Annotated in this window: 11 protein-coding genes and 1 pseudogene; 8 read left to right on the top strand and 4 right to left on the bottom strand. The window is 64.3% G+C overall.

The features are described from left to right. Together KBZ15_RS11840 and KBZ15_RS11835 are read left to right on the top strand one after the other, a co-directional pair. Positions 1–371, top strand: a pseudogene (locus KBZ15_RS11840) (hypothetical protein); the annotation flags it as partial. 24 nt (positions 372–395) lie between these two features. Beyond that, positions 396–1,448: a methyltransferase domain-containing protein gene (locus KBZ15_RS11835; protein WP_255015414.1), complete on the top strand. Its 1,053-nt coding sequence runs from the start codon at positions 396–398 to the stop codon at positions 1,446–1,448. A 132-nt stretch (positions 1,449–1,580) separates the two neighbouring features. Here the strand turns inward: KBZ15_RS11835 and KBZ15_RS11830 are convergent, their stop codons facing one another. The 3 genes from KBZ15_RS11830 to KBZ15_RS11820 all read right to left on the bottom strand — a co-directional run bounded on the left by KBZ15_RS11830 (position 1,581) and on the right by KBZ15_RS11820 (position 3,740). Beyond that, the gene (locus KBZ15_RS11830; protein WP_255015413.1) at positions 1,581–2,756 is read right to left on the bottom strand and encodes a mechanosensitive ion channel domain-containing protein; all 1,176 of its coding nucleotides are present in this window, start codon (positions 2,754–2,756) and stop codon (positions 1,581–1,583) included. Positions 2,757–2,778: 22 nt separating this feature from the next. After that, positions 2,779–3,312, bottom strand: a complete 534-nt coding sequence (locus KBZ15_RS11825) for a hypothetical protein (RefSeq protein WP_255015412.1) — start codon at positions 3,310–3,312, stop codon at positions 2,779–2,781. Positions 3,313–3,416: 104 nt separating this feature from the next. Next, entirely contained in the window at positions 3,417–3,740 is a 324-nt protein-coding gene (locus KBZ15_RS11820) for a hypothetical protein (protein WP_255015411.1), read from the bottom strand. 90 nt (positions 3,741–3,830) lie between these two features. Here KBZ15_RS11820 and KBZ15_RS11815 point away from each other — a divergent pair, with 90 nt between their 5' ends. The 3 genes from KBZ15_RS11815 (at position 3,831) to KBZ15_RS11805 (ending at position 6,389) form a co-directional block, all read left to right on the top strand. Next, on the top strand, positions 3,831–4,961 hold the full coding sequence (locus tag KBZ15_RS11815) for an AAA family ATPase (protein WP_255015410.1): 1,131 nt from the start codon (positions 3,831–3,833) through the stop codon (positions 4,959–4,961). Positions 4,962–5,008: 47 nt separating this feature from the next. Then, positions 5,009–5,137: a hypothetical protein gene (locus KBZ15_RS11810; protein ID WP_255015409.1), complete on the top strand. Its 129-nt coding sequence runs from the start codon at positions 5,009–5,011 to the stop codon at positions 5,135–5,137. A gap of 394 nt (positions 5,138–5,531) precedes the next feature. Continuing rightward, positions 5,532–6,389, top strand: coding sequence for a hypothetical protein (locus KBZ15_RS11805; protein WP_255015408.1), 858 nt, complete (start codon positions 5,532–5,534; stop codon positions 6,387–6,389). Between the two features lie 402 nt (positions 6,390–6,791). Here KBZ15_RS11805 and KBZ15_RS11800 read toward each other — a convergent pair whose 3' ends face one another. Beyond that, positions 6,792–8,018 carry an IS256 family transposase gene (locus tag KBZ15_RS11800; RefSeq protein ID WP_255015407.1) on the bottom strand — a complete coding sequence of 409 codons (1,227 nt, stop codon included), beginning with the start codon at positions 8,016–8,018 and terminating at the stop codon, positions 6,792–6,794. Between KBZ15_RS11800 and KBZ15_RS18690 the strand changes: the two genes are divergently transcribed. From KBZ15_RS18690 to KBZ15_RS11780, 3 genes are all read left to right on the top strand, one after another. Further along, positions 8,017–8,370, top strand: a complete 354-nt coding sequence (locus KBZ15_RS18690) for a hypothetical protein (protein ID WP_396123461.1) — start codon at positions 8,017–8,019, stop codon at positions 8,368–8,370. The genes KBZ15_RS11800 and KBZ15_RS18690 overlap by 2 nt on opposite strands. A 307-nt stretch (positions 8,371–8,677) precedes the next feature. Further along, on the top strand, positions 8,678–8,818 hold the full coding sequence (locus tag KBZ15_RS11785) for a hypothetical protein (protein WP_255015406.1): 141 nt from the start codon (positions 8,678–8,680) through the stop codon (positions 8,816–8,818). A 339-nt stretch (positions 8,819–9,157) separates the two neighbouring features. Beyond that, a partial coding sequence (locus tag KBZ15_RS11780) for a transposase (protein ID WP_255015405.1) occupies positions 9,158–9,768 on the top strand: 611 nt, incomplete at its 3' end.

Here is a 9,768-nt window from a genome sequence, read left to right as displayed (position 1 = left end):
AGCAGCGGGGGTTCGTGATCCGCCGGGAGCATCCCCGCTGCGCCGAGCCCCAGCTCTTTGGGTTGTACGTGCGCGGCCGGCGGGAGGTGGTGGTCTGCCCGAAGGGCAACCAGCTGGAAACCCTGCTGCACGAGGGCTGGCATGGGGTGCAGTCGCTGTGCCTGCGCGGCACCCCCCTGGTGGGCAGCGATGCCCTGCTGCGGCAGCTGGGGCGCCGGGACCGGCGCGAGCTGCAGCTGCTCTATCGCCCCGACCAATGGCAGCGGGAAGCGGAGGCTCGCGTCATGGCCCGTGAACCCCTGGGCCGCTACCTGGAGGCCCTCGATCGGGCCTGCGCCGCCCCAGCCCCCCAGGCGCCAAAGGCAGACTGAATTAACTCCTAGGCCGCGCGAGCCATGCCCACCCAAGCCGCCGTTCAGGCCTATTACGGCCAGGAGCTCACCGGCACGGCCGACCTCAAGACCAGCGCCTGCTGCGATGCCGATGCGGTGCCGGCCTGGCTGCGGCCGCTGCTGGCCCGGATCCACCCCGATGTGCTGGCGCGCTATTACGGCTGCGGCCTGGTGTGCCCGCCCCTGCTCGAGGGCTGCCGCATCCTCGATCTGGGCTGCGGCACCGGCCGGGACGTCTACGCCCTGGCCCAGCTGGTGGGGCCCAGCGGTTCGGTGGTGGGCGTCGACATGACGGCGGAGCAGCTGGCGGTGGCCCGCGAGCACCTGGCCTTCCATGCCGAGCAGTTCGGCTACGCCAACGTGTCGTTTCTGGAGGGCACGATCGAAGCTCTCGAGGCGCTGCCCCTGGAGCCAGGCAGCTTCGACGTGATCGTGAGCAACTGTGTGCTCAACCTCTCCACAAACAAGGCGGCGGTGCTGCAGGGGGTGAAACGGCTGCTCAAGCCCGGCGGGGAGCTGTATTTCTCGGATGTGTACGTGGATCGGCGACTGCCGGAAGCGGTGCGGCGCGATCCAGTGCTTTACGGCGAGTGCCTGGGCGGAGCCCTCTACTGGAACGACTTCCTGCGCCTTGCCAAGGGCGCCGGCTTCCTTGACCCGCGGCTGGTGAGCGACCGCGAGCTCCGGATCACCGAGCCAGCCCTGGCGCCACTGGTGGGCGAGGCCCGCTTCTATGCCGCCACCTACCGCCTGTTCCAGATCGCCGAGCTGGAAGATGCCTGCGAAGACCACGGCCAGGCGGTGATCTATCGGGGCACGATCCCCCACCACCCCCACCGCTTCGACCTCGATAGCCACCACGCCATCGAAACCGGCCGGGTGTTCCCGGTGTGCGGCAACAGCTTCCGCATGCTGCAGGCGACGCGGTTTGCACCCCACTTCTCCTTCATCGGCGACTTCAGCCGCCACTACGGCCTGTTCCCCGGCTGCGGCAGCAGCCTGCCGTTTACGGGCAGCAGCTCAGGTGAAGCGGCTGATAACAGCAGCTGTTGCTGATGAAAGACGCGCTGCTGGCACCGCTGTTTTCGGGACCGGCCCTCACCCCGGTGCTCGACAGCCCCCAACCACCAGCCACCTCGCCGACTGAACAACCCAGGCCCTAGACGGCTCGCAACCGGTGGACAACGATCACAGGTTGGGGGTAGTGGTTCCGTTGGCCAAGGCAATGCCCTGCTCTTGCAGCGCCACCACCAGGCGCCGCAGCAGGGCACGCTGCACCTCCCACTGCTGCCCCGCGCGGGTGGTGAGCACCACGCTCAGCTCAATCGCTTGCGGCGTGACCTGTTTCACGCCGCGCACCCATGGCGGCGCCAGCAACTTGCCCTTCCAGAGGGTATCCTGGCCAAAGCTTTCGCATCGCTCAATCAGCACCGCCAGCGCCTGCTCCAGCTGGTGATGCTGTGGCGAAAGAGGGATCAACACCTCAGCGCCGGAGCGAATCTTGGTGTGATTGATGAGCTGCTGCGGCGAGCTGTTGGCGACCTGAACCGCCCGCTGATCGCTGGTGCGCAGCTCCGTCACCAACAGGCCCACATCCACCACCTCCCCCACCACGCCATTCACCTCCACCACATCGCCCACGGCGTAATGGTCATCGAGCAACGCCACCAGGCCCGCCACGCCATCGCGCAGCAGCCCCTGAAAGGCGATCGCCAAACCACCCAGCAAAGCGCCGCCAGCCAACCAGGCTCCGAGGGTGAGCTCCCGAATCCCTGGCACATCCGCCAGCACCAACACCACCAGCACGGCAATGCAACCCAAATCGATCAAGCGATGGCTGGCCTGCCTGAGATTGAGGTAGCGCTGCTGCCGCCGGGCACGCTCCTCCAGCGGCACCGCCAGGTTGCTCACCCACTGCCGCAGCACGAAGCGCGCCAACCAGCGCAGGGCTGCGGCGAGCAGCCCCAGCAACGCCACCTTGAACAGGATCGCCAGGGGTTGCACTAACACCGTGATGGCCAGTGGGATCTGGCCGGGCACGGCGGCCACAGCAAGACCAGCCATCACCACCAGCTGGGCCAGAACAGCGATGAACAGCAGCCGCAACAGCCTCTGAAGCCAGCGATCTCCGGGGCTAACGATGCCGCTGGCCTGCCCTTCCGAATCGATCCGCCGCTGCAACCGACGTCGCAGCCTCACCCACAGCGCGAGCGTCGCCGCGCTGGTGCCGGCCAGCACCAGTTCACCGATCAGGGTGATCTTGAGGCGCAGCGAGATCTGACTGCTCTGTTCCGTGAAGCGCGCATGACGCAAACGCCGTTGCAGCATCTGGCGCCAGCGCTCAGCCAGCGCGCCGCGGCTCATACCGTGCAGCTGGGCATCAGCCTCAGTGATCGTGAGCAGCGTCAGCGGTGTGGAGCGCCCCCTTAATCTCCGCCCGCAACTGGACCTGACCGTCATCGTCGGTGGCTGCCACCACCGAGAGAGCGTCGGGCCGCCCCAGCACCGTCCAAGGATCACCGCTGCAGAGCCGCTGATCCGCTGGGCCGCCGAGAATCAGACCTTCCAGCAGCGCTTCTGAGATCTGCTCGCCGCTGCTGCAGAGCGCGTGGGGTTGATAGAGCAACGTCAGGTTGCCCTCGATCACCGTCGCCCGTTGCCGGGCATCGGGGATGCCCGCATCCCGGCTCACAACCGGAGCCGCCACACTCATCACCGGGATGCCAAGGATGTGCACCGGCGCGACGTCAAAGCTGCCCACGGGCGCGGCCGCCTCCGGTGGCGCGTTGCCGGAATCCACCGCCAGGGCCGTGCCGCTGAGCAGCAGCAGGCTCAACAGCGGGATGAGCAGCAACCGCTGGAGCCCGCGGATCTTCCGATGCCACAGGCGCTCCAGGTGAGCCACGGTCGATGCAGCCAAGAAATCGCCAGACGACAAGAGTGTGCATGGTGGCGCGGGGCCGCGCTTATGACACCCCCCGACTTCGCTGTACCGATCAGCGGCATGGGCAGATCAGATGCCCCTCAGCTGCCCCACAGCCGGTCCAGCAGCCTGTCCAGCAACTCCGCCAGCAGCCCGCGGGGCAGCAAGGCCAGAGGCAAAAACCACGCCACATGGAAAAAGAACAGGGGCAGGTAGGCGGTGCAGGCCAGCAGCACCAACAGGCCAGCGCCCAGCAAATCGCTGGCGATCAGGGCGCGCCAACTGCGGTGCCGCATCTGCCACACCGCCAGGGCCACGCTGGGCAGCCAGCCCGCCAGCAGGAGCATCTGCCCCACCTGAGCTGGCGTCAGCCCGAGCCCGGCCTGGCCCGACGCACGACTGGCCAGCAGCGCGATCCAAGCCAAGCCAAGACCCAGCTGCAACAAGAGCCAGCGAAGGGATCGACGTCGATGGGCCATCGCCCCATGCTGATGCAGCCCTCGATGCCATGCCGCGTGGCCCCATCCGCCCACGGAGAAGCCCTGAGTCATCTCGGCGTCGCGGGCTACCGCTCATTGCAGCAGCTGATGCTGCCCATCGGCCAGCTCACACTTGTGAGCGGTGCCAACGGCTGCGGCAAGAGCAACCTCTACCGAGCCCTGGGTTTGGTAGCCGCCGCCGCCCGCGGCGATCTGGTGGCCACCCTGGCCGCAGAAGGGGGATTGGCGGCGGTGCTTTGGGCTGGTCCGGAGCGGGGCAGCCAGGGAAGCAGGCTGCGGCTCGGCTTCGCGGGCAAGACGTTGTCGTACGCGATCGAACTGGGATTCCGCGCGGACGATGAGACCAGCGCCTTCCTGCTGGATCCAGAGATCAAACGGGAATGGATCTGGGCTGGCGGGGCCTTTCACCCACGCAGCCTGTTGGTGCAGCGCAGCGGCGCCGTGGTGGAACGCTGCGGTGACCGCCGCAGCCCCCTGGCCCTGGAGGTGACGCCCCACGAGAGCCTGTTCACGGCTGTCTCCGATCCGCTCGAGGCGCCGGAGGTGTTTCAGCTGCGGCGCACGATTCTGAGCTGGCGCTTCTACGACAGCTTTCGCACCGATCGCCTGGCGCCTGCCCGGCTCTCGCACCTCTCCACACGCACGCCTTCGCTGGCCGCAGATGGCGGCGATCTCGCGGCAGCGGTGCAGACGATTTTCGAAATCGGGGATGGTGAGGGTCTGCAAGCTGCCATCGGCGATGCCTTCCCGGGCTGTCACCTGGCGGTGGACACCAGCCAGCCGAGCTTTCGCCTCCAGCTGCACCAACCAGGCCTGCTGCGCCCGCTCGATGCAGCGGAACTCTCTGATGGCACCCTGCGCTACCTGCTGCTGGCGGCGGCGCTGTTCAGCCCGCGGCTGCCGCCGCTGCTGGTGCTCAACGAGCCGGAAAACAGCCTGCATCCCGATCTCCTGCCGCCCCTGGCGCGCTTGATCGATGCGGTGGCGCAGCAAACCCAGGTGTGGGTGATCGCCCACGCCGAGGCGCTGATCACGGCCCTGCAGGGAACATCGGGCTGCCGCACACTGCAGCTGGAGCGCGAGCAGGGAGCCACACTGCTGCCGGGGCAATCGGCGCTGGATCGCGCTGCCTGGCGTTGGCCGTAATAGCCAATCCGTGCTGTTCCCAGGGCGGAACACGCGAGCAGACCGAGATGCACAACGCAATCGACAAGCAATACACCGCGATCGCCATGCTGCACCATCTCACGGTTGTGACGCCCAACATCGATGACGTTGCCGGCTGCGGAGTGCGGCTGCTCAATCCGTTTCAGGCTCATTGATGAGCTCCCAAACGGGGGCGCTACACGGGGGGCCATGCTTGTTTGCACCCAACGGCTGGCCATGACTGGCTTGGTTGAGCGGCTATTCAGCACACTCCATAGCCCTCCGCCCTGGAGATGGTTAGCAGGAGGAAGACTCTGGCAACGACTGGGGTCAGCACCGCTTTGGAGGGTGCCGCTGGAACTGCTCCAGCAGCTGCACTGGTGGTTGATTCGTCCCTGGCGTTGGCCAAGGCGCCCGCCCAAAGGCCGGCCAGCACTTCCTTGGCAACTGACCCTGCCGGCCTGCTGGCTGAACAGCTACCGGCCAGCGGAGGTGTCTTGGTGGTGGGTCCTGGGTATTCGGTCCTGGCGCCAGCTTGCGCACTACACCCCAGATAGCCTGGCTGGTGCAGTGCATGCCAAGCGCCGGCGCCAGTGGCCAGATCAATGCCGCCCTGCCCTGAAGTTGCTGGCCGACAAAGCGGCCCTGCTCGATTGCACGCCCGAGCGCTGGCGCGCCCCTTTTACGTTGCTGCACCCGCAGCAAAACACTCATCAGCCCCACGGCATCGATGAGGGATACCCAGAGATCCCGAATTGGTGGTGGGAGACCTTGAGGGCAGAAGGAGTGGTGCTCAAACCCCAACGCGGCCATGCCGGCCGAGGCGTGATCCGTTTCCGCTGGTCTGGCTCAGCCCTGGAGCAGCAAGCCCTATTCCGCCGGCTTCCGGCTGATGCACCGCATGCAGCCGATGCCGAACCTCCCACCCCCGCCCAGCTACTGGCCCATTGGCATCGCCTCTGCCGCAGCGACGAACCAGCCCTGGCAGCTTCCTACCTTTGCCACAGCACAGACCTGCCGGCCACCGACCCTGCCGTGGTTGTTCGCGTGATCACCTCCCGGCCATCGCCTGAAGGGCCGGTTGCCGTGCGGCAGGCATGGCTGGAGGTGCCGTTGTGCGATGGCGCAGTTGCCTTCATCAGTGCGGATGGCGTCAGCCTGCCGAACCCAGGGGAGCCGTTGACGGCGGCCCAACAAGACGCCCTAATGAGATGGACACAACAACTCCAAAGCGGTGCTCCGTTGTGTGTTCGTGCCTGTTTGGACGCAGCGAAGGACATGCACCAGCGGTTGCCACCCATTGACCAGGTGGCCTGGGACTGGATTCCCGCTTCTCCCGAGCCCTTGCTACTGGAGGGCAACGGCGGCTTTGGACTGCTGGTGCCCCAACTGTTTGCCCAGCTCAATACACCCGCCCTGCAGCTTTGAGGCCAGGCTCAATCCCTGAGAGGATCTCAATGTTCGCAAGTGAACTGTGTCCCTCAGCCGCAACCCCGAGATCTGTGCCGCTGAACTGGACGGCGAGGTGTGCCTGTTCAAGGCCGCGTCCCTTTGCGTGGTGTAAAACCCGAGGCCCGAATACCCTGATCAGAGGGTGAACAGGGTGGAATGACGGGCTGTCATTCCGGAGGCGCAGATGCACCTCGCTTTACCACGTTGAATCAGGGCGATTGACTTGTCAAGTCTTTCGCCCGATCGCGGATGTGTTGTGATCTGGAGTAGCTGGCACCAGCCACAGGTTGTTGCCCCGGCTCCCGGGCGGCGATCAAGGCCGATGCGTCCTGTGGGGCGCTGCAGCCTCGATCCCCTGGGGTCTGCGTCCTTCCTCTCTCAGGCGCTGAGGGCTTGCAGGCTGGGGATGTCGCCGAGCTCCGGGATGGTCGCCATGCTCTCGGCGGAGAACATGCGGCGGCCCTCCAGCTGCCAGTGCTCGTGCTGCTCCAGCAGCACCGCCCCCACCAGGCGGGTGATCGAGGCGTCGTTGGGGAAGATTCCAACGACGCGGGTGCGTCGTTTGATTTCCTCGTTCACCCGCTCCAGCAGGTTGGTGCTCCAGATCTTGCGCCAGTGGTCCTTGGGGAAGTGGCGGAAAGCCAGCACGTCCTCTTTGGCCTCGTGCATGAGCGCAGCGGCCTTGGGGAAGCGCTCCGCCAGCGAGGCCGCCAGATCATCCCAGCGTGACTCGATCTCCTCAGCGCTCTCCTGGGCGAACACGCTGCGCAGGGCGGCGGTGACCATGCCCTGGTGAGCCTTGGGAACGCACTGCAGCAGGTTGCGGGCAAAGTGGACCCGGCAGCGCTGCCACACGTTGCCCTGCAGCTGGCGGCCGATCGCCTTGGTGAGCCCTGCATGGGCGTCAGAGATCACCAGCTTGACGCCAGCTAGGCCTCGCTCTTTGAGGTGGGCGATGAACTCAGCCCAGAAGGGCTCGCTCTCGCTGTCGCCCACCTTGAGGCCCAGCAACTCCCGGCGCCCGTCCTCGTTCACCCCCATGGCGACGACGACAGCGCGGGAGCAGACCTGTTGAGCCTTGCCCAGCCGCCCCTTGAGGTAGGTGGCATCCAGGTAGACATAGGCGTAGCTGCTGCTCTCCAGCGACCGGCTCAAGAAGGCCTGCACCTGCTGGTCGATCTCCTGACAGATACGGCTCACCTGGGACTTGGAGATGCCGCTTTGCGAGCCCAGCGCCGCCACCAGGGCATCGACCTTCCGGGTGGAGACGCCACCGATGTAGGCCTCCATGATCACTGCGTACAGGGCCTGATCGACCCTGCGGCGGGGCTCGAGGATCGAGGGGAGAAAGCTTCCGGCCCGCAGCTTGGGGATCTGCAGCGCGAGATCCCCCACCTGGGTGGTCAGGGTGCGGGGCCGGTAACCATTGCGGTAGCCGAGTCGCTCCTCGCTGCGCTCATGGCGGTCGGCACCCAGAAAGGCAGCGACCTCCAGCTCGATCAACTGCTGCAGGCCGCGTGTGGCCAGTTCAGGGATCAGTTCACCAGCACTGCTGCCATCTAGTAGCGGCGCCAAGTCAACTGCGGCACGATAGGTCTTGGGCATGGTTCGTCTGGTTGAGGTGGTTCTCAAACCAGGGAAACGGGCCTGCCCACCCCTTGCAACGCCAGCCGCTGGGCCAGCCGCCTGGGATGCGCGGCCCACCCCGGCTACGCAGGGGTGGGGATGCCGGGGGAATTACACCACTGCTGGGGACGCCAGCCATAAACCAGAGATCTTCCACTCCGACCAGGGCTGCCAGTTCACCTCTGGTGACTTCGTGGCCAGGCTGCAGGCAGAGGAGATCAAGATCAGCTGGTCAGGTAGGAAGCGCTGCTACGACAACATCCTGGTGGAGAGGTTGTGGCGAACGGTCAAGTACGAGGAGGTCTACCTTCATGCCTACAGCGATGGCTGAGATGCAGAAATCAGCCTCGCCCAGTTCCTATGGAGGTACTGCCATGTAAGGCCACACAGCTCTCTGGGAGGCAGAACTCCCAATGAGGTCTACACTGAGATCGAAACCTGTTCCTCCCGCTCGGAGTTAACGATGTCAGAGGCCAGAACTGTCCAATAAAAGGCACCCACCTCAGGGGTGGGCAGGACCGTGACTCTGGTTTGAGCCCTAACTCAACCTGACGAACCATGCCCAAGATGATTTATGGCGCCTCTGCACAGGCGCCGTTAATAGTTGGAAGAACCGCCGGGGGCCAATCCCTGGGCTAATGCGAGATGGCCAGAAGCAGCTGTGTGAGCTGGAGGTTGCCGCTGAGCTCGACGTCGATCATCATGAAAAGAAGGCAGAGAGCCGTGGCTACCGCAACGGCAACAAAATTCGACTGCTGACAATCCAGGAGCGCCATTGATCTCCAGATCGCCCATCCATAAGGCTTCTCCGCAGGAGTGCCTGCGCACGGGCAACTTTCTGCACCACGATCGTCGAGCAGCGAAGCCGAGTAAAGCAGTCAAATAACGCCGTGGTGATGGGGGGGATATATGGCCGTTGTCTCCACTCGCAAGATCGATGCCATGTAGCCAGAAGGACCCAGGGTGAGTTTTAGGCAGTACTGCATTTCGCAAGAAACCTTCTTAGGGACTCCTGAAAAACTCAGATCGACTGCAGCGCAACTTGTTTCAGCGAAAAACCCGATAAACTGACCTTGATCAGGGCAATCGACGATTGCTACAACTGCTGAGCACCGCAGATGTACCGGAAACTCCATAATGGCCAGCTCTCAATCGAGGATTTTCATGTGCCTTTTGGCGGCACGTTGGACACAGATAACCGCTGGGTGATCTTCTCCTCCTTGATGCCATGGGAAGAGTTGGAAGAAACATATGCCCCTCAGTTCAATCCAACCACCGGCGCGCCAGCAAAGCCTGTACGGCTGGCGTTTGGTGCATTGTTCATCAAGCAGAGGCTTGGCTTAAGCGACGAGGAGACCGTTGAGCAGATCCGAGAAAACGCTTACATGCAGTTTTTCCTTGGTTTTGCTGGCTATTCCAGCAAGACACCATTTGACCCATCAATGATGGTTCATTTTCGTAAGCGCTTCTCAGAGCTAGAGCTCAATCGGATTAATGAACTCATTGCCGAACGGGGAAAAGCCATGGTGATGGAGGCTGTGGCCTCACTCCCAGATAACGACGAATCTGATGATCCAGATGGTGGTACAGATAAACAGATTTCACTTGACGACCTCGTGAAGCCCGCAGATTGGCCAGAGGACAAGAACTGGGGAACACTCAGCATCGATGCCTCTTGTACGCCAGCCGACATCACCTATCCGACTGACTTGAAGTTGCTTAACGAGGC

The sequence above is a fragment of the Cyanobium sp. BA20m-p-22 genome (assembly GCF_024346275.1).
GTDB lineage: Bacteria > Cyanobacteriota > Cyanobacteriia > PCC-6307 > Cyanobiaceae > Cyanobium_A.
This window is presented reverse-complemented; position numbering and strand designations above follow the sequence as displayed.

What these genes read in the sequence shown, in the direction of transcription:
- KBZ15_RS11835 (WP_255015414.1), top strand. Translation starts at nt 396, where the DNA reads ATGCCCACCCAAGCCGCCGTTCAGGCCTATTACGGCCAGGAGCTCACC.
- KBZ15_RS11830 (WP_255015413.1), bottom strand. Translation starts at nt 2,756, where the DNA reads ATGAGCCGCGGCGCGCTGGCTGAGCGCTGGCGCCAGATGCTGCAACGG.
- KBZ15_RS11810 (WP_255015409.1), top strand. Translation starts at nt 5,009, where the DNA reads ATGCACAACGCAATCGACAAGCAATACACCGCGATCGCCATGCTGCAC.
- KBZ15_RS18690 (WP_396123461.1), top strand. Translation starts at nt 8,017, where the DNA reads ATGGTTCGTCTGGTTGAGGTGGTTCTCAAACCAGGGAAACGGGCCTGC.
- KBZ15_RS11800 (WP_255015407.1), bottom strand. Translation starts at nt 8,018, where the DNA reads ATGCCCAAGACCTATCGTGCCGCAGTTGACTTGGCGCCGCTACTAGAT.
- KBZ15_RS11785 (WP_255015406.1), top strand. Translation starts at nt 8,678, where the DNA reads ATGCGAGATGGCCAGAAGCAGCTGTGTGAGCTGGAGGTTGCCGCTGAG.